This window comes from Pediococcus acidilactici DSM 20284, from assembly GCF_000146325.1.
Taxonomy (GTDB): domain Bacteria; phylum Bacillota; class Bacilli; order Lactobacillales; family Lactobacillaceae; genus Pediococcus; species Pediococcus acidilactici.
Genome location: NZ_GL397067.1, coordinates 558,513 through 580,815, shown reverse-complemented (window position 1 = coordinate 580,815; position 22,303 = coordinate 558,513). Strand labels below are relative to the sequence as shown.

Genomic DNA, 22,303 nt, shown 5'->3' with positions numbered 1-22,303 from the left:
TTAATGAAAGATAGTCGATTTAATTGGCAGGTACCTTCACTGCCGGATGTGGATATTGCGGAGTTAGCTAAGGCAACCCAGCTGGATCCAATCATTGTAAGAATCCTAGTAGCCCGGGGGTTCCGGACTGCCGACGAAATGACCAATTTTTTGGCGATGGATCAAAGTGTGGTACACGACCCGTTTTTACTACACGATATGCAAAAAGCTGTCGAACGGATCATGTCCGCAATTGAAGCCAACGAAAAGATTTTGGTCTATGGAGACTACGATGCTGACGGGGTGACGAGTACGACCATCATGTATGAAACCCTTGCTCAGTTAGGTGCGGACGTAAATTATTTTGTGCCGAACCGTTTTAAGGATGGATACGGTCCAAACTTAGCGGAGTACCAGCATTTTATTAACAATGAGCAGGTTCAACTAATTGTGACGGTTGATAACGGGGTTGCTGGCAACGAAGCCATTAATTACGCGCAAGAGCACGGTGTGGACGTGGTGGTAACTGATCACCACGAAATGCCCGATCAATTGCCTAACGCATATGCAATCGTCCATCCCCGACATCCAGAAGGAGAATATCCCTTCGGAGATTTATCTGGCGTGGGAGTTGCTTTTAAGGTGGCTTGTGCGCTATTAGAAGAAGTGCCCGAAGAGTTTTTGGACTTATACGCAATCGGTACAATTGCGGACTTAGTTTCGATGACTGACGAGAATCGCCTCTTAGTTAAGCTAGGATTGCAGCTAATCCCAGAAACTTCCCGAATCGGGTTGCAAAAATTAATTGCGGTGGCGGGCGTTGAAACTAGCCAGATTGATGAAGAAACAATCGGCTTTACCGTGGCACCCCGAATTAATGCCGTTGGTCGCTTGGGAGACGCTAGCCAAGCCGTAAAATTATTGACGACCTTTGACGAGGAACAAGCTACCGCGATTGCTAAGGACATTAACGCCACCAATACTAAACGCCAAGGGTTGGTTAACGAGATTTATGAGATGGCGGCAGAAATTGCTAAAGATGAAGGCCATCGCGATTTACAGACCTTAGTAATTAGCGGCCACGATTGGCATCAGGGAGTACTGGGGATTGTTGCGAGCCGCTTAGTCGAACTGACTAACAAACCAACCATCGTGTTAAGCGATCAAAACCAGGATGGTGTATATAAAGGTTCCGGGCGTAGCGTGGCCAATTTAAACCTTTTTGAAGCCTTGAACCCGGCGCGCGAGCATTTTGAAGGTTTTGGCGGTCATCACATGGCAATTGGGATCACCGTTAAAGAGGCTAATTTGCCAGTTTTAGCGGACCAACTTGAAAAGGCTGCGGAACAAGCCCAACTTGATTTTCGGCAACGGCCGCAGTTGAATTTAGATGCTACGGTTGCAATTAGCGAGCTTTCCACGGACTTAGTAACCAAAATTAAGCAATTAGGTCCGTTTGGAATGGATAATCCGGTGCCTAAATTGGCAATTACCAACGTACGGGTTACCGATGTGAAGGCAATTGGTCAAAACCAAGCTCACTTAAAATTCACGGCAAATCAAGCTGGCCAACAATTAGCAGCCATTGCATTCCAACGCGGGGAGATCGCGGATAAATTAAGTCACTTATCCAACACCATTGACCTGGCCGGAACGTTGGGCATTAACGAGTGGCGGGGGAATGTAACACTACAATTAATGACCGAGGATTTGAAAATTAACGGATTGCAAGTGGTTGATCAGCGAACCACTAATTTAGCTAAGAATCTGTTCCGTGATGAGCAACAGTACATCTTTTTCAATCCCAAACTATTAAGTTTAATTGAAAAACAAAACTTGGGCCGTCAGCTTTATCTTTACGATTCCCCGGCAATTCAGGCCCATCAAGCCGTAGTACTGGTTGATTGTCCGCCTAGTTTAAAAGTTCTACGACAGGCTTTGCAAAAGTGGCAACCAACCCAAATTACAACTTACTTTTTCCACCAAACTGATTACTACGCAAGTGGGATGCCGAGTCGTACTGAATTTGCGACAGTTTTTGCGGCGGTCAAACGGCAACCGTTAACTAAAGCGGCATTGTTACAGCTAGGAAAACAATTAAAAATTGACCAAGAAAAGGTTAATTTTATGGTAAAAGTATTCTTTGAACTAAATTTTGTTAAAATGGAACAAGGAAAGCTTTTGATAAATGACGAAGTTCAAACTCACCAATTATCTGAAGCTCCAATCTACCAAAAACGTTTGGATTTAATTCAAACGCAGGAAAAACTACTTTATAGTAACGGTGATCAATTGGCAACCATGCTAACCCAGTTACTAAACGTTGAGAATGAGGGAGTGTCTTAAATGGCATTGGATTTACATGATTACATCGCAAGTATTCCGGATTTTCCAGAAAAGGGAGTTATTTTTCGGGATATTTCACCTTTAATGGGAAACGGAGAAGCTTTCCGAGAAGCTACTAACCAAATCATTGACTTTGCTAAAGAAAAAAAGGTTGAAATGGTTGTAGGACCTGAAGCACGCGGTTTTATTGTTGGCTGCCCAGTCGCGTACGCCTTGGGAGTGGGATTTGCTCCCGCACGGAAGAAGGGTAAATTGCCAACTGAAACGGTTAAAGCTTCCTATGGACTTGAATACGGAAAGTCGTCGTTATATTTGGAAAAATCTGCCATCAAACCAGGGCAACGGGTTTTAATTACCGATGATTTACTAGCCACCGGCGGAACTATTGCCGCAACCATCAAGCTAGTTGAACAGCTTGGCGGGGTAGTAGTCGGCACTGCCTTCTTAATTGAACTTAAAGACTTGCACGGACGCGAAAAGATTCGTGATTACGACATGCTTAGTTTAATGGAGTACTAAAAATTAGGGATAATAACTTTTAGCACATTATAGTAAATTTTGATTTTTACTAGCAATTTAATTGATGTTCTAAGTAAAGTGACGTTTATGGATGAAAATCTGTAGGCGTTTTTTTTGTGCTCAAATTTAAATCGTTAATCGAAGACGAGGGTCTTAACATTTAACGTTTTAGTTTGTTTAGAGGAGAGACCTTACATAAGAAGGCTTCTCGTTTTTATTTTAAATCTAATAAATAATATTTTTTTAACGAAAAGTATTTGCTAACGACCCGACGTCATCATTTATATATGAGGGTAAGTAATCAGTTTTAGTGAAAGGAGAACCAATAATGGCTTATTTAAAGATTATTGTTCCGCTAATTTTAGTTGGTGGGATTTATCTGTTTTGGACAATTAATGATATTTGCCGAATATCACGGACGCATTACTTACCAAAATGGGGTTGGATAGTGGTGACATTGTTAGCAATTCCGGTAGGCGGAATCGCATATTATCTATTAGAACGACGGGAAGGGAGTTGGTAAAATGGGAAATTTAGTAGAAATTCATGATTTAACGGTCCGCTTCAAGGATTTCGCAGCTTTAAAAAAGGTGAACGGTAAAATTACTAACCGTCCGGGAGTGGTGGGGCTAATTGGGCCAAATGGAGCAGGAAAAACAACCCTCATCCACGCTATTTTTGGTCAAGAACCAGTAGAGCATGGACAAATCTTAATCGACCAGACGGCGAAATTGGCATATTGCCCAGATACTCCCGATTTTGAAAAATATTTAACTGCTCGTGAAATTTTACAACAGTCACTTTGCTTGGATAATCAACGCATAAATGAGAAACAAATTTTAACTGTGTTGCAACAAGTTGGCTTAGCGGAACACCAAAACCGTTTAGTAGGTGGATTTTCTCGAGGAATGAAGCAACGATTAGGAATCGCCGCTGCCAACATCTTAAAACCCCAACTGCTATTTTTAGACGAACCTACCAGTGCACTGGACCCGTTCGGTCGACAGGCAATGTTGGGTTTAATTAATGAAATAGCACAAACTACGACGGTGGTAATTTCGAGCCATCTACTTAATGATATCCAGCAAATTGCCGAACGATTGCTCGTACTTAATCGTGGAGAAATGATTTTTTCAGGAGCGTTGACAGATTTTATCGCAGGAACGGATGATTCGGTTGAAATATTAGTTAAATCGGTTAACGCTAAGGATCGGGTAGTGGCTGCCTTACAGCAATGTCAAATTGTGGTAAAGGAGATTCAACGACATCAAATTGAGTTTCCAGCACAAGATTTTGAAAAAGGGCTAGGCGAATTAAGTAGGTTAGCTGATGACGTGGTAATGATTAATCGAAGTAGTCAAGACCTTAACCATGCTTTTGAACGGTGGATTCACGCAAAAGATAAGGAGAAAGCTAAATGAAATTAGAATTACGACAGTGGATTCGAAAACAGCGGATGTTTTTAATATTACTCATTGCTGCATTAATGGGGATTGTAGCACCATTATCGGCATATTATAGTGATCAACTGATAGAAAAATTTGGTGGCGGCAGTGCTGCCAGTATTCAGCTTCCATCTCCGACTTGGGATAGTTTGATGACTTCTTACTTCCAAAGTACGGAGCAAGTAGTACTTTTTATCATGGCATATTTGGTTGCGGATGCCTGTACTTTAGGAAAAAATCCCGCACAACAACTTTTTTATTTAACACGTGCCAAAAAGGCTGGGCCAATTTATTTTCCAAAAATGGCGGCAGGATTAATTTGTGTGGTTTTAGGCACGGTAATGGGGGCTGGTTGGGCAGTTTATGTGGATTGGGCTTTCTTTAGCAGCACCATTCGTTTTGACTTAGTATGGCCAAGTTTACTGTTACAAGCGTTAGGCATTGTAATGAGTGTTGTTTTGGCAAGTACGATTGCCATATATTCTGGCGCACCATTTTTAGCTGCGGGTGTAATTGAAATTGGCGTTTTAATTAGCAGTCTGTTTAGCCAGCTTAAAGGATTTATGAAATGGTCGCCCACCAACCTTTTGAACCCGACAAATTGGTTAATTCATCCGATTAGTTGGACTGATTTATGGCGACCTCTGGTACTTATTGGAATTCTAATTGTGGGATGTTTAATTTTGATAATGGTTAAACCATTACGTAACCAACATGCGGTTCGACGAGTTGAAACAATTGCGGAATAAATTACTGTAACGATAGGTATACAAGCAGTTTGATAATGCATATCCATTGCGGGTCAAAGGTGAGAACGTAAGGCATATTGCTTCTTTATTGGCAGAGCGGGTGTTATAATTCGTGGCAAATAACGTTATTAGTTTTATTGAATAGTAGATCTACTAAAATTTTTAGAGAAGGGTCGAGTAGATATGTCAGAAAAATTAACAACGGAGGCTGGACAACCGTGGGCCAATAACCAACACACGCAAACTGCTGGGAATCGCGGTCCGGTATTGATGCAGGACTACAATTTATTGGAGAAGTTGGCCCATTTCGATCGGGAACGGATTCCTGAACGGGTCGTGCACGCCAAAGGTGCTGGTGCGAAGGGATATTTCAAGCTAGAAAATGACATGAGTTCGTATACTAAGGCGGACCTTTTTAACGGCGTTGGCAAACAAACCCCCTTGATTGTGCGCTTTTCCCAAGTGGCTGGAGAAAAGGGCTACCCAGACACGGTTCGCGATGTGCGCGGATTTGCGGTCAAATTTTATACTCAGGATGGTAATTACGACATTGTTGGAAATAATACTCCGGTATTCTTTGTAAACGATCCGCTCAAGTTTCCTGATTTCATCCATTCTCAAAAGCGGGATCCGCAAACTAATCGGCGCACTCAAGACATGCAGTGGGACTTTTGGGCCCATTCCCCAGAATCGTTGCATCAAGTTACTTATTTAATGGGTGACCGGGGGCTCCCAGCATCTTATCGAACGATGAACGGTTATGGCTCTCATACTTTTAAATGGGTTAACCAAAAGGGTGAAGCCTTCTGGGTCAAGTATCACTTCATTTCAGACCAAGGCGTTAAAAACATGACGAATGAAGCTGCAGCCGAGGCCACGGTTAAAGACACTGACTATCTACAAGATGATTTATATGACGCCATTGCTCAAGGGGAGAACCCATCGTGGACGCTCTACGTTCAGATTTTGCCGTACGAAGCAGGTCTTCACTATAAGTGGGACATCTTTGACGTAACCAAGGTGGTTTCTCATAAAGATTACCCATTGATTAAGGTTGGAAAGATGGTGCTAAATGAAAATCCAACTAATAACTTCACGGACGTGGAAGAAGCGGCAATGTCACCTGCTAACTTAGTTCCTGGAATTGAAGCTTCGCCAGATAAATTATTGCAAGGTCGGTTATTTTCATATAAAGACACTCAAAGATATCGTTTGGGAGCAAATTTTGAAGACTTGCCGATTAATCGTCCGGTAGTCCCGGTACACAATTATGAACGTGATGGCGCTATGAAGGCCACGCAGGGACCGGAAGTAAATTATGAACCCAACTCCTTTGACGGACCTACTGAAGATCGGGATGCTTCCATTAAACCTTTCAAGGTGGACGGAGAAGCGCTGGCACAACCTTATGAATACCAGGTTGATTATACGACTCAAGCAGGCGACCTTTATCGCCTAATGTCAGCAGCTGAAAAAGATCGGTTAATCGACACAATTAAGGGAGCTTTAGGCCAGGTTAAATCTGACGAAATTAAACGGCTGGAAATTAGTCAATTTTATGACGCTGATCATGATTACGGCACCCGAGTTGCAAGAGCTTTAGGCATGGACATCAATAAAATTGTTGGTGAAGCAGAACGATAAAGCAAAAACGGCGCTCTGATTTAAAAATATAAATAACAAGAATTGGAGGGGCTTTAATCACTATGTGGTAAAGCCTCTTTTTCGAGCACTTCGTATTAAACCGTACTAGTAAGGCAAGGTAGCAACTTAACGCACCACATTCCAGAAATTAATCCTTTAGAGGGTCTTTCTTGTAAATTAACGAGTATTAGTGATAAAATGCATTCAATTAATGATGAAGACGTTTTCACTAAGATGTGCACGCAAGGAGGAATAAAATGGACATTGAATTAAAACGACCGGTATTTACAAATGAGGATTGTATAGCGATTTTAGGGGATTTAATTGCGATTAATTCTACTAACGATCACGAAATTACGGTGGCAAAGTACTTACAAAAATTATTAAAGGAAAATGGGATTGACGCTAAAGTTCTTCGCTATAGTGACACTCGGGCAGATTTGTTAGCGGAAATTGGTTCAGGCAGCCCGGTTCTAGGAATTTCGGGACACATGGACGTGGTTGATGCAGGTGACCCAACTGAATGGACCAGTAATCCATTTGAACTAACGGAGCGTGATGGCCGTTTGTATGGACGTGGCGCGGCTGATATGAAATCTGGCTTAGCAGCTATGGTAATCGCTTTGATTGAAATTAAGCACAACCGCCTGCTGAAGAAGGGCACCATTCGGCTAATGGCGACCTTTGGTGAAGAAGTGGGCGAAGAAGGATCGCAAAAAATTGCTGAAATGGGACTGATGGACGACGTGGATGCTTTAGTGATTGGCGAACCAAGTGGTTATGATCCGGCATTTTCACATAAGGGTTCCTTGGATATTAGGTTAACTTCTAAGGGGCAGTCCGCACACAGTTCGATGCCCGAGGACGGTAAAAACGCTATTGATCCGTTAATTGAAATTTTGCACGCGGCTAATCACCATTTCCGTGATTCCGCAGTTGAAAATGAATTGCTTGGGCCGTTAACCTTCCACACCACAATTTTTAAGGGCGGGAACCAGGTTAATTCGATTCCGGCAACGGCAGAAGCAGAAATTAACGCGCGGACGATTCCAAATTTTACCAATCAGCAGGTGATTGCTGACCTTCAAAAATTAGTCGATCAGCAAAACGACGCGGGCGCGCAAGTTAAATTGGAAGCCTACATGACTCAGGATGCGGTGGAAACAACTGGAAAAAGCCGGCTGATGGAATTAATTCAACGAGTCGGTAGCGAATTTCGTGGTGCGCCAATTAAACCAGGGGTGATTCCGGCGGTCACCGATGCTTCTAATTTGCTAAGGGGTAAGGATGAAAGTTTTCCGTTTGCGATTTGGGGGCCGACCGGTGACGGAGTTCACCAAGTTGATGAATACGTTGAAAAGGACCTATATTTAAACTTTATTAAGATGTATATTACGGTATTTACGCAATATCTAACTGCCCAAAAAGACTAGCCAATTAAGTAAAGAGGAAGACAAAAGTTGGGTAGTTTAGGAACATTTACTGAAAACTGACCATTAAGCCTGAATTTGGTTTAATGGTCGTTTTTGGATTGAACCGAAAAATTGACTTTTGCTTCTATGATAGTAAAGGCAACATTCCAGCCTGATTTTCCAAAAAATCCATTCTTAAAAAGGATTACTTTATTTTTTCTCAGCCTCTTTTTTTTGAAAAAATTACTTTACGATTCAGGAGAAAAGGGCGCTTTTCTCCGAACTACCTGTTACAGAGGGTTTTTATTTGAAAAATTTACTTATTAATGGTAACCTCTAACTTTAGTTTAGTAGTTATGTTAATTGAACGGGATTTTGGTATTATAGATAAGTGCTAGACCAATAAATGTTTAAGGGGATTTGAGAATGGAAAAGAAAACGCGCAAAGATTATGGCGCGGCTGGTTTGTTACCATTACTGATTTTTTTGGTGCTGTACGTAGGCTGCTTAGCGGTCTTTACGATTAAAGGTGCCAAGGATCCGTCTTCGTACATGCCACGACAGGTAGCAATTTTAGTGGCGTTGTTGTTTGCTTTAATTTTCTTCGAACCGCGGGCAAAGTTTGCCAAGAAAATGAACATCTACCTAAACAACGCTGGAAACGCAGGAGTAATGAACCTTTCCTTGATTGTAATGATGGCGGGGGGCTTTTCTTCAGCCGTAGCAATTTCGGGAGGACAGTCTTCAATCGTTAATTTAGGAACTTCGTTGATTCCAAGCCAATTTCTGGTACCAGGAATCTTCTTGATTGCGGCAATCATTTCACTGTGTATCGGAACTTCTACGGGGACGATCGTAACCATGGCGCCAGTGACCTTTTCGCTAGTAGCAGCTGCACACCTAAACGCAGGAATGGCTGGGGCAGCGGTAATCACCGGTTCGTACTTTGGAGACGGACTTTCAATGATCGGTGGAACTACCATTTCAGCGGCAGCGGGAGTGGGCGCAAGAATGCGTGATAAGTTTTTATGGCAGATTAAAATCGCCGTTCCAGCAGCGGTAATCACGATTATTATTTATACTTTAATGAGTTTAAATAATAGCAGTGCTAGCAATATTCATGCTGGCAGTTATAACGTAATTACCATTTTGCCTTATTTAGTAGTTTTAATTTTGGCTGTCATGGGAATGGACGTGGTACTAGTACTAGCTTTAGGTACCGTAATGGCCAGTGCAATCGGGATGGCGTTGGGTAAAGCTTCCCTGTTTGCGTGCGCAAAGGCGATTGGTAACGGAATGGAAAGCATGTTCTGGCTAGCAATCTTTGCGATGATGGTTAACGGAATGGTTGCATTAATGCGACACTATGGCGGAATTGATTGGATGGTCCACGTGTTCACCCGGCATATCAAGAGCAAGGCAAGTTGTGAAGCCCTCATTGGAATTTTGAGTTTCTGTGTTACCGGGGCAATCGTTAATAACAATATTTCGGTTTTGATTACTTCACCGATTGCTAAGGAATTAGGTGACCAATACCAAGTTGATAAGAAGGTGCTCGCCGGAGTGATTTCCATTTTTGCGGTTACGGCCTCGATGGTCATTCCTCAGGACTCCGCGATGATGATGGCCCTTCAACTTGCGGGGAAGAGTACGAACTACTTAGACTTGATTCGTTACATGGTTTACCCAGTGGTCTTGATGGGCTTAACGTTTATCGTTAACTATATCAACGCAAAACGTTCTGCAGCCTAGAAATATTTACTAAATAATTTTATAAAAGATGCCTAAAAAAACCACTTGATTAATTTCAAGTGGTTTTTGTGTGTCTAGGATTAATTTGCTACGGTAAACCGCTTCGCGTTTTAGGAATAGTTTTACCTAAAAATTCAGGGTCGAACTTTTTAAAATAATTTATCACTATCGTCATTATTCCAGATTGCAAAGGCCAATATTTGCCATAAGACTACCGCTAGTAAGAATTCAGGTTTGAAAACTAAAATAATGATCAACAAAATGGTCTGAATTAGCATATATTTTACGTTGGTGAGGTATTGGTAAATTTTCATTTTCCTAATGTCGTGCGCTTTTTTATATTGTTTCCTTTTCAGGTCGTCATTAGAAATCACGTAGCTTAATATGAGGTAAGCGGCGGTCCAGATGTAAAAGATGATGGCGTAAAAGATTTCGGGACCCTGGGCTTTTAAGTCTCGCCCAATCCAGGCGGTTGCCATGGGGATAAAGGAGGTCGTGAACATCCAGAAATTATTTGCCCAATAAACTCTTTTAGAAATTCCCGAAGTTTTACTAAACATGTAGTGGTGGCTGTACCACGCAACCCCAATAAGTAGATAGCCAACGGTATATGAAAAGAGGTATGGCAGTTCGCTTAAAATAGCACTCAGTTGGTTAGAATCGGGCACTTTAAGTTCTAAAATCATAATTGTTAAAATTATTGCTAAGACTGCGTCAGTAAATGCTTCAACTCTTGCTTTATTCATCGTAATTTCCTTTCTTGCCTAATAAAAATTATACAGCACAAAGGAATTTTTGCTAATGATTCCATCTTTTATGTGGAATTATTAGTCGTACAACACTATTGCAGCGGCAAACTATTGTGGTTACTTTGACGGGTTATTTTTTACAAAAGTTAGTTACAATGCATATTATTTGTATATAAAATGAACATTTGTTACTATTAGTGCAGTGAAGGGGGGCGTAATAATGGGAATTATTTGGACATTAATTGTAGGAGCTATTATTGGTGCAATTGCTGGTGCGCTTACTAGCCGTGATTTACCAGCTGGTTGGATTGGTAACATCGTTGCTGGTTTAGTAGGTGCTTGGTTAGGCCAAAGCTTACTAGGAACTTGGGGACCATCCTTAGCTGGAATGGCACTGATTCCTTCGATCATCGGAGCTGTAGTACTAGTAGCCGTTGTATCTTGGTTCCTTCAAAGCCGTAAGAATTAGCAATTTTTTAGTTATTTATATTTTAAATAGGGACGATCCGCAGGGGGTCGTCTTTTTTTATGCTAGAAAAAGATTTTATTCGCCGGAATATTTTGGACAACGTAGGTCATTATTTTTGTAATGATAAATCGAAAAATGGTATCATTTCTTACAAATATTAGACGTTTGATAACGGCTTACTAGACAGGAGAATATAAATGAGAGATGCAGGGCGAGTTTTAGCGATTTTAGTCGCGGCAGTGGTGATTATTTTTGGGTGGAAGTACTATCAGGACAATTATCAAGCGGAAACAGCTTACGCAGTGGTGCCGAATGAGGTTCCAGCTAAAAAACAAGCTACCGACGACAGCGGGAAGAAAATATCTGGTGTGCATGCTTACGACTATAAATTTGAGTTTGTCTTAAAAAATGGCGAAAAGCGTACGCTAGATTATGAGTTAACGGGAGAAAAGGTTAAACCTTTTACTCCTAACGCGGTCGTTAAGGCTGAGATTTCGAAAAAACGGGTAATAAAGGGACCTAACGAGATCAGCAAGGATAAGGTACCTAACAAGGTACGTAAAATTTTGAATATCGATTAAGGATGTTTTTAACTGATGAGCTGGAGAGAGGTTTGAACAAAGTTAAAGAAATATTTTTCAAGGATTCTCAAAAAGCTATTTTGGTATTTTGGCTCCAATAGAGGCAAAATATGTGCTAAAAATCAGTTAGTTTTGCTTAATCAAAAAGCGACCGTTATGCCAATTCATAACGGTCGCTTTTCAGTTAATTCTCGCAAACTAGCCGATTCTTGTCTTACACGCTTTTAATTTGTTATTTGAAAAATTGCCGAGCTTTTGCTGATCGGGTTTCCTTGATTAGGGTAATCAAGTTGGTCCAATCTGCAACTGTTGGAAATGATTTCCAAATCAGCTGTGGAATTTTAATTTTGTAAGAATACGTATCTGATAAGAAGAGATCGGATTGTGGTTCTAAATGATTAGTCAAAATTACGTTATTTCCATATAAGGATTTTAGCGTATTATCAACGTACTGGGAATACAGGCTGCCCCTTGAAAAATCAATCACCACTCTAACTCGGTCGCGACTGTATTTAGCGGGAATGTTATTAGCTAATGCCAACATGTAACCATAGTACAAGTTGTACTTATTAAGATGGTATTTTTTAAGCTCGGGTTGAGCAGCAAGTTTTTGCCAAAATTGCTGAATTAAAATATCAAACGTAGGATAGTTTTCTCGTAAGGTATGGATTGAATTTTTGTAAGTTGCGTCTAGTAGTTCCGCGTAGTACGAAAATAATTTTAAATTGACGTTAATAAGGTCTTTTCTTAAAGATTGTTCAACTTCCAACGGAAAATCCGCTAAAATATTAAACGATTTGATCCAATTTAGAAAATCATCCGTAATTTTATTAACTAATTGATAGTTGCACGTATCCTTTGGAATCCCCGCATAATCTAAGTAATCTTGATTTAATAAAAAACCGTACAAAAAAAGCATTTCCGAATGGGTTAGCTTAAAGTGCCAGCCTAGGGTTTGCTTTAAAACGTGATAAATTTTGTCGTAGCGTTTAACATTAAGCGGATGAGGCGCTGAAAAACGAACATACTTGTGGTTATTATGGCGTAATATCCAAATTCGTAGAAATATTGATAATTTAAATTTTTCGCCATGTTGTAATTGATGTTTAAAAAAGGGCGTTAAGCTATCAAAAATTCCGCTTATTAATGGATCTAGTTCGGGGAAGGGCTCTTTTAATCCCTTATAAATTTGTTCGTATAATTCAATGATTTCTAATCGAATCTGAAATTCCCGGTCTTTACCAGTTTGGATTGTTAAGTTATTAAACTCATCAGTTAGTAATTGTTTAACTAAAGTTAGTTGACGATAAAAAACGGCGCGACTCGAGAAAGCCTTGGGAATATATTTTTTGGGTGTAACCAAATCGTTATAAAACAATAAATATTCCATAGCACGAAAAGCGGTCGACCGTTCAATATAATGTAATTTGACTTTGTCGACAATGATTTGAAAAAGATTATGCCCGCTCCAAATTCCCTTATATGATTTTTCACTTATGTAAACACTGTGGTCATTAGCAGTAATTGTTTGTAAATCAGCATTCAGAGTAGCGATGGAAGCCTCAATTTTGTACGGAGTCGTGTTGAAGATTTCAGCTAACGAGGAGGTACTAATTGGTTTTACGTTATTCTGACTAAAAAATTGTAATAATTGATACGCAAGCAAATCGCGCTTGTTCATTAATTTGGTAGAATCTATGGTTAGCTCCTCCTTAATATTTACTGTTACATATAATTATACACGATAAATGCTTAATCAACGAAAAATGTTTTCGATAACGGATATTTTAGGAGTGCTATATTTACGTTATTCGGTAAAATGTTTTAAAAATAGTACTAAATAAACTTTATATAGGCATAAAGATTAGCTAATTTCACTTAAAGAAGGAGGTGCGGTTATATTAATTTGCTGAAACCGCTAAAGAGTTTAATTAACTAGAATTAAGCGATTTTAAAATAATTAAAAGGGTGTTATTATTCGTGGGTAAAGTTCATGATAAAATTAAAAAAAATACTTGATTGGTGTTGCGGGTTAATAATTCATCTGATATAATAAATGCTGTTATGGAGAGTTGGCAGAGTGGTAATGCACCGGACTCGAAATCCGGCGAACCGGTTAATACCGGCGCGCAGGTTCAAATCCTGTACTCTCCTTTATAGGTACCATTAGAGCAATATACGAGAAATAGAAATGTCGATATATCGGCATTTCTATTTTTTTGTCTAAAAAGGAAATTGTTTTGCATAGTAATGAAATTTAATGTCATCGCAATCACACGATTACAGGTGTGATCGTGTTACACACGTTTAAGTGCTATGTTATAGGGTTATCACTCCGATTTTTGCCTAAAAAATATGGTTAGGAGATCAATATCAAATTGACACTTGCATTTAACCGTCAATCTACTTACAATAAGTAAGTGAAATGACAACGGCAATGAATTATTAGCGTATTCTTTGTTATGAAGCCATTTTAGAATAGTTAGATTTTTAATCGGGGGGAAGATACCATGACAATGATTAATGGTTATGAACAAAGTGATCGGGAAGAAAAAATAGATATTTTGAATTTGGAATCCTTAGAAAAACAGGCTGAGGAGATAATTCCAGCAGGTGGATTTGGTTACATTGCTGGTGGCTCTGAAGATGAGTGGACCCTTAAACAAAATAGAATGGCGTTTCATCACCGACAAATTGCTCCAAAGGCCTTAAGCGGGATTGAAAAGCCAGAGCTAAACACTGAAATTTTTGGAATTCCTTTGAATACTCCGGTAATGATGGCTCCAGCTGCTGCCCAGGGGCTAGCACATTCTCAAGGAGAAAAGGATACTGCGCGCGGGCTTGCAGCCGTTGGTGGACTAATGGCGCAAAGTACCTATTCATCAGTATCTATTGCCGAAACTGCTGCCGCTGGCGGAGACGCTCCCCAATTTTTCCAGCTGTACATGAGCAAGGATTGGAATTTTAACGAGAGTCTGTTAGATGAAGCAAAAAAGGCTAACGTTAAGGCAATTATTTTGACGGTTGACGCCACCGTGGACGGATATCGGGAAGCTGACATAAAAAATAAATTCACGTTCCCTTTGCCAATGGCGAACTTAATTAAGTTTTCTGAAGGAAACGGTCAGGGAAAAGGAATTGAAGAGATATATGCTTCTGCCGCGCAAAACATTCGGCCGGAAGATGTTAAGCGAATTGCTGATTATACGAATTTACCGGTAATCGTTAAGGGAATTCAAACTCCTGAAGATGCCATTCGAGCAATCGATGCTGGAGCTGCCGGAATTTACGTATCCAACCATGGGGGCCGCCAATTAAATGGGGGACCCGCTTCTTTTGACGTCCTAGAAGACATTGCTACCGCGGTTAACAAACAAGTACCAATCATCTTTGATAGCGGCGTGCGCCGGGGTTCGGATGTGTTTAAAGCTTTGGCCAGCGGAGCAGATTTAGTTGCTTTAGGCCGTCCAGTAATTTACGGATTAGCTTTAGGCGGAGCTAAGGGAGTGCAGTCGGTATTCGAACACCTAAACCATGAATTGGAGATTGTTATGCAACTAGCAGGGACGAAGACAATTGAAGACGTTAAAAATAATAGTTTGTTGAATATCAAATATTAGATTGTAAAATTTCCCATTTCAGGCTTAATAATCAGAAAAATATGTAATTAATAAATCAGCTTACTGAGTGCGTGTTCAACGATTTTTCCGTAGCTTTTCGCTAAGATGAAGAAATTAGTACTTTAATTTTCGTGATCGGCGACCTCGATGATCTGGTAGCCTGGCTAAGTGACTAAGAGGTTGATAATGCAACGCAACGCTAACAAGTACAGCAATTTTTGAATAGCTCAATATCAAGAAATATCTCAGCCGATTTGGTGATTTTAACCAAATCGGCTTTTTGGTTGTTTGTAGTCGATTATTACAATTGATAGCATTAAGCTAAATTAAAAGTGGGGGAGCAATTCTCCCTTTTAATTACCAAAAAATAGCGCCGTGCAATTGATTTGAAGAAGGGATTAACGATGCGAAAATTAAATTATAATCACCAAGACCAGTGGGAAAAAGAAGACCGGATGACACAATCACCAATCTTGATTGAAAAAGCCGGGTTAGAAGGCAAACAAAACCAAGTAATTAGTAGAACCAAACCGTACGTCGCTACGGAGGTACATAACAACCTTAATAACCTGTCTTTGACGGCTAATGGGGAAATTAAGTCTGACCGACGTCGCTTTCAATTAATGGAGGTCCATTTTCACCATCCGGCAGAACATCGTTTTGAAGGTGAAGCCGAGTCACGAGTTTTAGAAGCGCACTTTGTCCATTATGGTAGCTTGGAACAACCACTGGTGGTTAGCGTTACATTTAAAATAGGTCCTAAAAATGAAGTGTTTGAGAAGATATTAGATGCTATGGAGGACGGAGCGGTGACCCAGCCGCTAATTTTAGAGGAGTTAATCCCCCAAGACGGGAATCTTTTTCGGTACATCGGTTCCCTGACGACCCCTCCGTTGACCGAGGGGGTGGAATGGTTGGTATTTGAAAATGCGCTAACGATTGACTTGCAACAACTCAACAGATATACCTCCGTATTTGACGCACCTAATAATCGAGCGCTACAAAATTTGAATGGTCGGAGCATCGAGAAGTACGAACTTTAAGAAAGCCCCAGGAGCTAGTTTATCGATTACTAAGTACTTACATTAGCTTTATCGCCAATAATTGTTAAGTGGATCATTCAAAACGGAATGAGGTAATCATAAAAAAGTGACTAATACCACCACTGGGGATTAGTCACTTTTTTATTTAACCGATAAAATATTTAAGAATTAATGCAATGCTGTATAGAACGTAAAGAATCCAAGAAAGATCCCCGGGACGTTGGCTACAATAATTGGCCAGTCGCGCTCAGCCTTGAAATAACCGTATATTGTCCAAACGGTGCAGTTAATCCCAGCAACTAGCGGTTGGATAGGATTCCCGTAATCACCATGCATATTGGAGATTATTTGGGGGATGTATGAAACGTACATCAATACGGAGAGTACGGAAGCCATCCGGCCAATAATTCGAATAACTTTAGTTTCTTCTTGCAAGAAATCATCTCCTAAAACAACTTAGCTTTTAGAGTCATCAATTTTTGGACTTATTCCCGCACACAGAATCGAACTGTGTCCGGTCACCAGAGCGGGAAAGGCGATTTAATTTAAATAGCAAATTAAATCGAATGAATAATCGCACCAATCCCAGTAATCATAAAGAATAATCCTACTAGGTAATAGATTGATAGGATTGAAAAGGCTGGATAAATTAATAAAAGAACGCCCAAAATAATACCAATTACGGATAAAATAACGTCAACCATAAAATACTTTTCGTTAACTAATTTAATAACGTTAGAGAGCCACAATGATATTACCGAATCCATCAAAAACATAATTGCAAACGAAATTGCGACAAACAAAATTCCAAATTTTCCGTTAAACAACATTAAAATCCCGATAACAATATCAATAACCGCGTTAAAAACCACCCATCCAGAGTTTTCTAAAGCATTTCTAAGGACGGTTAATTTGTAAATCCCGGACAAAATCGCGGTAATTGCCGCAATAACGACTACCGCACTAAAGGTTGCTAGAGGATTTCTTAGAGAAATAACCGCAACGAAAATGCTTAAGATTCCGACGACAAACATGAATGGATCAAATCTGTCTAATAACTTATTCATGTAAAATTCCTCCCAATAATGTACAGCTTTTATAGACGTCAGATTGTTGGTCATCGAGTAGATAAGGATATAAAAATTACTACCAGAATAAACTTTATATCGGATCCATTACCTTTTAGACTGATGGTTCTTGATTTAATTTTAACCGTATTATACAAGCAAATAATAAATAAAAAAAGAAAAGTTAACTGATTTTGATTAATTATTTCTTATGTTACCAATATAAAAAAGCCCACAAATGTGGACTTGTCTAGTAAATTTAAAATTTTATATGTGCACACGCCGGCCATGTATCGGACTGACGTGATAAATTAATAGGCAAAATATATTAAGCAAATAAAATGATAGCTAATTATGCAAAATATAGGTAGGATGCCCCAATTTTTAACGAGCGATCCCAAATTCGTTCAATTAAAATGGGTGTAGCTTGTCCAAAAATACTGGTATCTCAACTGGTTTAGCAACCTGTAAGAAACTATCATTTTCCTAACTATTTTTTTCTGAGCATCTGCAAGCGTTAAATTTGTAATCGCTTTAAAAAGCATTTAACATAACACTCGTAGAAAAAAACTAACTCAAGGAGGAATGAAACATGGCTAAAGAAGAAGAAAAGATGACTCGGGAAGAAGCAGGCAAGAAGGGCGGAGAAGCAACCGCTAAATCACACGACAAGGATTTCTACCAAGACATTGGTAAAAAGGGTGGCGAAGCAACTGCAGACTCGCATGACAAGGATTTCTACCAAGACATTGGTGAAAAAGGCGGGGAAGCAACTTCCGAAACTCACGACAAGGATTTCTACCAAGACATCGGCGAAAAGGGCGGAGAAGCAACTTCAGAAGCTCATGATGAAGAATTCTACCAAAAAAATGGAAAAAAAGGCGGAGAAGCAACTTCCAAATCCCATGGCAAGGACTTTTACCAAGAAATTGGTAAAAAAGGTGGAAGAGCTAACTCCGACGACGATTAATTATAATCTTGCATTTAGTATAAAACATTTTTAAAAAAATACAAGTTTTTTTCTACAATCCAGACCTGATGATTAAGAGTAGTCACGAACACTTTTAATCATCAGGTTTTTTGTGTCTTATAAGATTGGGTATATTTTTTTGAAAGGGTAGTGCTATAATGGATTGTTGTTTTTTATTGACAAATAGTAAGCATGGATTGAGGGAAAGCTATTGGAAGACGTAATTGAATTAATAAAAAAACATATCTCTGTAAGAAATTTTGCGGACACATCACTTACGGATGAGGTTAAGGAACAACTGATAATTGCTGCGCATGCGGGTGCTTCGTCGAACTTTGTACAAGCTACCTCGATTATTGACGTGACGGATCCGTCCATCCGGGGACAGCTTGCTGAAATTTCAAAGAGTGCTGCCTACGTAAAGCAAAGCGGAGCCTTTTTTGTGTTCGTGGCAGATCTGTATCGGCAATCCCAAATCTTGCAACAACAGGGTCTAGACTTAGCCGGAATTAAAAACATGGAGGCGCTAACGGTAGCGATTGTGGATACCGCCATTGCGGGGGAAAATCTGGCAGTTGCCGCAGAGTCTTTAGACTTAGGAATCTGCTATATTGGCGGAATTCGCAACGATTTAACAACCGTACGCGATTTGCTAAACCTTCCTAAATTTACGGTGCCGTTATTTGGGATAACAGTTGGAAAACCTACGCGTAAAAATGCAGTTAAGCCCCGGATGCCGCTGCATAATAATACTTTCAAAAATGGTTACGATCGGCAAGCGGCGCAAGATTTGAGTGAATACCAAAAAATTACGCAAGCTTATTATGCGAACCGGTCTTCGCATGCCCAAGAGACCGACTGGATACGGAAAATGACCGATTTTTTTGCTGAACCGCGACGCGAAGAGATGGCATCTTTCTTATTGGAACAAGGGTTTACGTTAGAATGAAAAATATTTAATCCAACTGGTTGGACTTAGAGATTTTATCTAAATTTAATTGCGGTTGGATTTTTTTATGTGATAATGATTTTGGTCTTGAGGAGAGAGATTAAAATTATATACCGAAAGGTTTCGTTTGCTAAAAGATCCTACAAAATTTGTTAAAATTCTGGCAGTCGATGTAGAAAGAGTATACTGGACTTGAATAATAAAAATATGCGGAAGAGGGGAACTCAATGGCAGACGATTTAACGTTATCAATCAAAACAACGGCGGAAATGACCTCCACCGAATTATGGGAAGTTTTTCAAGAACGAGTTAAAGTTTTTGTCGTGGAACAAAATTGCCCGTATCAAGAAGTTGACGAGAAAGACCAGAACGCGCGCCATGTAATGATCAAAAGAAACGGTCGGCTGGTGGCATATGCTCGAATTGTTCCGCATGACGATCCAAATTATATTAGTTTTGGCCGAGTACTTGTGGTTAAAGAGTTTCGGGGGCAGCATTTAGCACAACGTTTGGTTCAAGCAACCTTGGATGAAATTAAACGAGTGGCAGGCATTCGACCGATTAAAATTGCTGCGCAAAGCTACTTACAAAATTTTTATGCGCAATTTGGCTTTAAACCCGTTTCAGATGTCTATTTAGAAGATAACATCCCGCACCTAGACATGGTTTTGGAATGATCAAAAGTTTGTAAAGTGTTTTACAAAAGTACGCCGCAAAGTACCTAAAAAGCGTTATAGTATAGATGTGAAATGCTAAACAAAGAAAGGATGGTTTTTAAATGGCTAAGAAAGTTTTGATTGCAACGTATTCACGGACAGGCACGACTGCCAAAGTAGCGAAAGCACTGTACGAATTGCTTCCAGATGCGGATCGGTTCACCATTGAAGTGGCTCCTGGGATCTTTAGTGAGGAAATGACGGAAGTTTCAGAGCAGGCAACTAAGCAAACGGAAACCGGAAATTTTCCGCCACTTTCGAAAGCGATTCCAAATGTGAGTTTGTATGATTTAATCTTGGTAGGTAGTCCAGTTTGGAATGGAGCCCCAGCAACCCCCATTCATTCCTTCCTAACGGATTTACAAGGCTATCAAGGAGTGGTAGCGCCATTCTACACGTTCGGCGGTGATCCGGGGATTTTTGAAAAGACCTTCAAAGAATGGGCTGGAGATTTGCAAGTGAAAGCTGGACATGGTGGCGAAAAAGACTTAGCTGCATGGGTTGATGAACTAGTGAAATAACCGGATTATAAAAAGGGAGCTTTCAGAAAAATGCGAAAGCTCCCTTATTTATGTAATTAAGGACTTAAAATAGTATGCAATAAAATACGCGTTGTACATGGATTATACTTTATATCATATGGTATACTATTCCCTCGGTTAATCAATTTTAAATAGAAGCTAGGGGAGTTAGTCATGAATATTTTGATTTCAACCTTTATGATTTTAGTAGTAGTGGGAGTGAGTAATGTGCTTGCCCGATATATTCCTAAGGTATCGGGCAACTATGTTAATTTGTTAGCTGGGATTTTGACCGGTATCTTACCAGTAACTAACCAATTAATTGCACCATTTAATGGTGAAATATTCATGGTTTTGATCTTAGCGCCGTTGTTATTTTTTGAAGGGCAGTTAACGCCATTATTGAGAATTAAAAAGAAGTTAGGTAGTATTTTGGGAACGGCCGTTTTATTAGCAACGGTTACTATGATAATTTTAACGTGGTTATTGCACGTGACTTTGTCTATTGCAGCGCCGTTAGCCTTAGCAATTGCAGCAATTATTACACCAACTGATGCTACCGCGTTTGATTCGGTAATCGAAGGGCGTAAAATCCGTCGCGTCATCCGCGATACCTTAAAAACGGAATCATTATTTAATGATGCCACCGGTATTGTTTTACTGCAGGCAGCAATGCTTTGGTTACAAAAGGGACAATTGGTAATTGGTCAAAACTTATTAGATTTTTTTAAAATGATGATTGGCGGCGTACTGGTTGGATCAATTACTGCCATAATACTGATGACGATTCGTGAATACTTCATGCGTTCAAGTAATAACGTTCGTTCTTCGCAGACTCTAATTTATTTGCTTTCTCCTTTTGCAATTTATTTTTTTGCAGAGCGACTAGGAATGTCAGGAGTGATTGCAGTAATTGTTTCCGGTTTGATTCATAATGGCGAAGTCAATCGTAGCCGCTTTTCGGATCCACGGCAAGTGCATTTTGGATTACAGATAGTAACTTTTGCAAATCGTATTTTAAATAGTTTTGTTTTCGTCGTTTTGGGGATTGTTCTAGTTCGTATATTACAAGATAACTATTCGATGATGACTAAGTCGTTTGAATGGTTGATGGTTGGTATTTTAGTATACGTAATCCTGTTAGTTTGTCGATACTGTTATGGAAGGCTATTTGTTGGCGATCAACAGCGCCAGACAGCATTACTGTTTGCCTTAGGCGGAGTTCATGGAACGGTTACGTTAGCCATGACTTTTTCAATTAGTGAGATGTTAACACCGGCTACCTTTAATTTTGTGGTAATGGTAGAAACGGTTGCGATTATTCTTAGTATGGCGGTGCCCACCGTCATCTTCAAAATATTATTGCCCCAAGATTTTGATGAACAAATTCGGCAACAGCAATTGGCATTTCTACGAGAAGGAATGGTTAAGGCCGGAATTAAAAAACTGAAGTCGATAGATTTAGAAGAAGCGGTCAGAGATAATGCAATGTATGATATACGAGACCAAATTCAAGCTAATACTTTGGGAGACTTTTTTAAAAAATGGCGTGAAATCAACACTGAAAAAAGAGTTTTAACTAACCTGCAAAGTGTTGCACGTCGTCGAGCGTTGATGTATGCATTTGATGCGGAACGTGCTTACCTATATGATTTAGCTAAGCGACACGTAGTTAATAGTGACGTTGTCTATGAAATTTATAGCGAAATTTTATTGTCGGAATCCTTGGTGTTAGATCCACAAAATCAAATGGTTTAAACTTGGAGGCTGGA

General features: G+C 39.8%; 21 protein-coding genes and 1 tRNA gene. 18 read left to right on the top strand and 4 right to left on the bottom strand.

Going from position 1 to position 22,303, the window contains the following annotated elements; all coding sequences use genetic code 11:
* The first annotated feature begins 3 nt into the window (after positions 1 to 3).
* The 8 genes from recJ (at position 4) to HMPREF0623_RS02845 (ending at position 9,846) form a co-directional block, all read left to right on the top strand.
* Positions 4 to 2,325 carry a single-stranded-DNA-specific exonuclease RecJ gene (gene recJ / locus HMPREF0623_RS02880; RefSeq protein ID WP_004165960.1) on the top strand — a complete coding sequence of 774 codons (2,322 nt, stop codon included), beginning with the start codon at positions 4 to 6 and terminating at the stop codon, positions 2,323 to 2,325.
* Positions 2,326 to 2,844, top strand: coding sequence for an adenine phosphoribosyltransferase (locus HMPREF0623_RS02875; RefSeq protein WP_002830449.1), 519 nt, complete (start codon positions 2,326 to 2,328; stop codon positions 2,842 to 2,844).
* 328 nt (positions 2,845 to 3,172) lie between these two features.
* Positions 3,173 to 3,367: a PLDc N-terminal domain-containing protein gene (locus tag HMPREF0623_RS02870; protein ID WP_002831937.1), complete on the top strand. Its 195-nt coding sequence runs from the start codon at positions 3,173 to 3,175 to the stop codon at positions 3,365 to 3,367.
* 1 nt (position 3,368) lies between these two features.
* Entirely contained in the window at positions 3,369 to 4,265 is an 897-nt protein-coding gene (locus tag HMPREF0623_RS02865; protein ID WP_002831936.1) for an ABC transporter ATP-binding protein, read from the top strand.
* Positions 4,262 to 5,038 carry a hypothetical protein gene (locus HMPREF0623_RS02860; RefSeq protein ID WP_002831935.1) on the top strand — a complete coding sequence of 259 codons (777 nt, stop codon included), beginning with the start codon at positions 4,262 to 4,264 and terminating at the stop codon, positions 5,036 to 5,038. Before HMPREF0623_RS02865 ends, HMPREF0623_RS02860 begins: the two co-directional genes overlap by 4 nt.
* A gap of 183 nt (positions 5,039 to 5,221) precedes the next feature.
* A complete protein-coding gene (locus HMPREF0623_RS02855; protein WP_002831934.1) occupies positions 5,222 to 6,682 on the top strand; it encodes a catalase in 1,461 nt (486 codons plus the stop codon).
* A 257-nt stretch (positions 6,683 to 6,939) separates the two neighbouring features.
* Positions 6,940 to 8,115, top strand: coding sequence for an ArgE/DapE family deacylase (locus HMPREF0623_RS02850; RefSeq protein ID WP_002830444.1), 1,176 nt, complete (start codon positions 6,940 to 6,942; stop codon positions 8,113 to 8,115).
* Between the two features lie 405 nt (positions 8,116 to 8,520).
* The gene (locus HMPREF0623_RS02845) at positions 8,521 to 9,846 is read left to right on the top strand and encodes a Na+/H+ antiporter NhaC family protein (RefSeq protein WP_004165958.1); all 1,326 of its coding nucleotides are present in this window, start codon (positions 8,521 to 8,523) and stop codon (positions 9,844 to 9,846) included.
* 149 nt (positions 9,847 to 9,995) lie between these two features.
* Here HMPREF0623_RS02845 and HMPREF0623_RS02840 read toward each other — a convergent pair whose 3' ends face one another.
* Positions 9,996 to 10,592 carry a TMEM175 family protein gene (locus HMPREF0623_RS02840; RefSeq protein WP_002831932.1) on the bottom strand — a complete coding sequence of 199 codons (597 nt, stop codon included), beginning with the start codon at positions 10,590 to 10,592 and terminating at the stop codon, positions 9,996 to 9,998.
* Between the two features lie 223 nt (positions 10,593 to 10,815).
* Here HMPREF0623_RS02840 and HMPREF0623_RS02835 point away from each other — a divergent pair, with 223 nt between their 5' ends.
* Positions 10,816 to 11,064 carry a GlsB/YeaQ/YmgE family stress response membrane protein gene (locus HMPREF0623_RS02835; protein WP_002830441.1) on the top strand — a complete coding sequence of 83 codons (249 nt, stop codon included), beginning with the start codon at positions 10,816 to 10,818 and terminating at the stop codon, positions 11,062 to 11,064.
* 197 nt (positions 11,065 to 11,261) lie between these two features.
* Entirely contained in the window at positions 11,262 to 11,645 is a 384-nt protein-coding gene (locus tag HMPREF0623_RS02830) for a YxeA family protein (protein WP_002831931.1), read from the top strand.
* A 232-nt stretch (positions 11,646 to 11,877) separates the two neighbouring features.
* Here the strand turns inward: HMPREF0623_RS02830 and HMPREF0623_RS02825 are convergent, their stop codons facing one another.
* On the bottom strand, positions 11,878 to 13,326 hold the full coding sequence (locus HMPREF0623_RS02825) for a BglG family transcription antiterminator (RefSeq protein WP_002831930.1): 1,449 nt from the start codon (positions 13,324 to 13,326) through the stop codon (positions 11,878 to 11,880).
* 385 nt (positions 13,327 to 13,711) lie between these two features.
* Between HMPREF0623_RS02825 and HMPREF0623_RS02820 the strand changes: the two genes are divergently transcribed.
* From HMPREF0623_RS02820 to HMPREF0623_RS02810, 3 genes are all read left to right on the top strand, one after another.
* A tRNA-Ser gene (locus HMPREF0623_RS02820) sits at positions 13,712 to 13,799 on the top strand.
* Between the two features lie 356 nt (positions 13,800 to 14,155).
* A complete protein-coding gene (locus HMPREF0623_RS02815) occupies positions 14,156 to 15,265 on the top strand; it encodes a lactate oxidase (protein ID WP_002831929.1) in 1,110 nt (369 codons plus the stop codon).
* A gap of 404 nt (positions 15,266 to 15,669) precedes the next feature.
* The gene (locus HMPREF0623_RS02810; RefSeq protein ID WP_002831928.1) at positions 15,670 to 16,308 is read left to right on the top strand and encodes a carbonic anhydrase family protein; all 639 of its coding nucleotides are present in this window, start codon (positions 15,670 to 15,672) and stop codon (positions 16,306 to 16,308) included.
* A gap of 168 nt (positions 16,309 to 16,476) precedes the next feature.
* Here the strand turns inward: HMPREF0623_RS02810 and HMPREF0623_RS02805 are convergent, their stop codons facing one another.
* Both HMPREF0623_RS02805 and HMPREF0623_RS02800 read right to left on the bottom strand, forming a co-directional pair.
* Positions 16,477 to 16,743, bottom strand: coding sequence for a SemiSWEET family transporter (locus HMPREF0623_RS02805; RefSeq protein ID WP_002831927.1), 267 nt, complete (start codon positions 16,741 to 16,743; stop codon positions 16,477 to 16,479).
* A 122-nt stretch (positions 16,744 to 16,865) separates the two neighbouring features.
* On the bottom strand, positions 16,866 to 17,375 hold the full coding sequence (locus HMPREF0623_RS02800) for an HdeD family acid-resistance protein (RefSeq protein WP_002831926.1): 510 nt from the start codon (positions 17,373 to 17,375) through the stop codon (positions 16,866 to 16,868).
* Between the two features lie 592 nt (positions 17,376 to 17,967).
* Here HMPREF0623_RS02800 and HMPREF0623_RS02795 point away from each other — a divergent pair.
* From HMPREF0623_RS02795 to HMPREF0623_RS02775, 5 genes are all read left to right on the top strand, one after another.
* Positions 17,968 to 18,345: a KGG domain-containing protein gene (locus HMPREF0623_RS02795; RefSeq protein ID WP_002830377.1), complete on the top strand. Its 378-nt coding sequence runs from the start codon at positions 17,968 to 17,970 to the stop codon at positions 18,343 to 18,345.
* 211 nt (positions 18,346 to 18,556) lie between these two features.
* On the top strand, positions 18,557 to 19,294 hold the full coding sequence (locus HMPREF0623_RS02790; RefSeq protein ID WP_004165956.1) for an NADPH-dependent oxidoreductase: 738 nt from the start codon (positions 18,557 to 18,559) through the stop codon (positions 19,292 to 19,294).
* A 227-nt stretch (positions 19,295 to 19,521) separates the two neighbouring features.
* Positions 19,522 to 19,971 carry a GNAT family N-acetyltransferase gene (locus tag HMPREF0623_RS02785; RefSeq protein ID WP_004165955.1) on the top strand — a complete coding sequence of 150 codons (450 nt, stop codon included), beginning with the start codon at positions 19,522 to 19,524 and terminating at the stop codon, positions 19,969 to 19,971.
* 101 nt (positions 19,972 to 20,072) lie between these two features.
* A complete protein-coding gene (locus HMPREF0623_RS02780) occupies positions 20,073 to 20,531 on the top strand; it encodes a flavodoxin (protein WP_004165953.1) in 459 nt (152 codons plus the stop codon).
* A 174-nt stretch (positions 20,532 to 20,705) separates the two neighbouring features.
* On the top strand, positions 20,706 to 22,289 hold the full coding sequence (locus HMPREF0623_RS02775; RefSeq protein ID WP_002830371.1) for a cation:proton antiporter: 1,584 nt from the start codon (positions 20,706 to 20,708) through the stop codon (positions 22,287 to 22,289).
* The last annotated feature ends 14 nt before the right edge of the window (positions 22,290 to 22,303 follow it).

Bases quoted from the DNA above. Each gene is read 5' to 3' on its own strand.
- HMPREF0623_RS02780 (WP_004165953.1), top strand. From the start codon at position 20,073: ATGGCTAAGAAAGTTTTGATTGCAACGTATTCACGGACAGGCACGACT.
- HMPREF0623_RS02845 (WP_004165958.1), top strand. From the start codon at position 8,521: ATGGAAAAGAAAACGCGCAAAGATTATGGCGCGGCTGGTTTGTTACCA.
- HMPREF0623_RS02810 (WP_002831928.1), top strand. From the start codon at position 15,670: ATGCGAAAATTAAATTATAATCACCAAGACCAGTGGGAAAAAGAAGAC.
- HMPREF0623_RS02855 (WP_002831934.1), top strand. From the start codon at position 5,222: ATGTCAGAAAAATTAACAACGGAGGCTGGACAACCGTGGGCCAATAAC.
- HMPREF0623_RS02875 (WP_002830449.1), top strand. From the start codon at position 2,326: ATGGCATTGGATTTACATGATTACATCGCAAGTATTCCGGATTTTCCA.
- HMPREF0623_RS02830 (WP_002831931.1), top strand. From the start codon at position 11,262: ATGAGAGATGCAGGGCGAGTTTTAGCGATTTTAGTCGCGGCAGTGGTG.
- HMPREF0623_RS02865 (WP_002831936.1), top strand. From the start codon at position 3,369: ATGGGAAATTTAGTAGAAATTCATGATTTAACGGTCCGCTTCAAGGAT.
- HMPREF0623_RS02815 (WP_002831929.1), top strand. From the start codon at position 14,156: ATGACAATGATTAATGGTTATGAACAAAGTGATCGGGAAGAAAAAATA.
- HMPREF0623_RS02835 (WP_002830441.1), top strand. From the start codon at position 10,816: ATGGGAATTATTTGGACATTAATTGTAGGAGCTATTATTGGTGCAATT.
- HMPREF0623_RS02775 (WP_002830371.1), top strand. From the start codon at position 20,706: ATGAATATTTTGATTTCAACCTTTATGATTTTAGTAGTAGTGGGAGTG.
- recJ (WP_004165960.1), top strand. From the start codon at position 4: ATGAAAGATAGTCGATTTAATTGGCAGGTACCTTCACTGCCGGATGTG.
- HMPREF0623_RS02800 (WP_002831926.1), bottom strand. From the start codon at position 17,375: ATGAATAAGTTATTAGACAGATTTGATCCATTCATGTTTGTCGTCGGA.
- HMPREF0623_RS02785 (WP_004165955.1), top strand. From the start codon at position 19,522: ATGGCAGACGATTTAACGTTATCAATCAAAACAACGGCGGAAATGACC.
- HMPREF0623_RS02850 (WP_002830444.1), top strand. From the start codon at position 6,940: ATGGACATTGAATTAAAACGACCGGTATTTACAAATGAGGATTGTATA.
- HMPREF0623_RS02870 (WP_002831937.1), top strand. From the start codon at position 3,173: ATGGCTTATTTAAAGATTATTGTTCCGCTAATTTTAGTTGGTGGGATT.
- HMPREF0623_RS02860 (WP_002831935.1), top strand. From the start codon at position 4,262: ATGAAATTAGAATTACGACAGTGGATTCGAAAACAGCGGATGTTTTTA.
- HMPREF0623_RS02840 (WP_002831932.1), bottom strand. From the start codon at position 10,592: ATGAATAAAGCAAGAGTTGAAGCATTTACTGACGCAGTCTTAGCAATA.
- HMPREF0623_RS02795 (WP_002830377.1), top strand. From the start codon at position 17,968: ATGGCTAAAGAAGAAGAAAAGATGACTCGGGAAGAAGCAGGCAAGAAG.
- HMPREF0623_RS02825 (WP_002831930.1), bottom strand. From the start codon at position 13,326: ATGAACAAGCGCGATTTGCTTGCGTATCAATTATTACAATTTTTTAGT.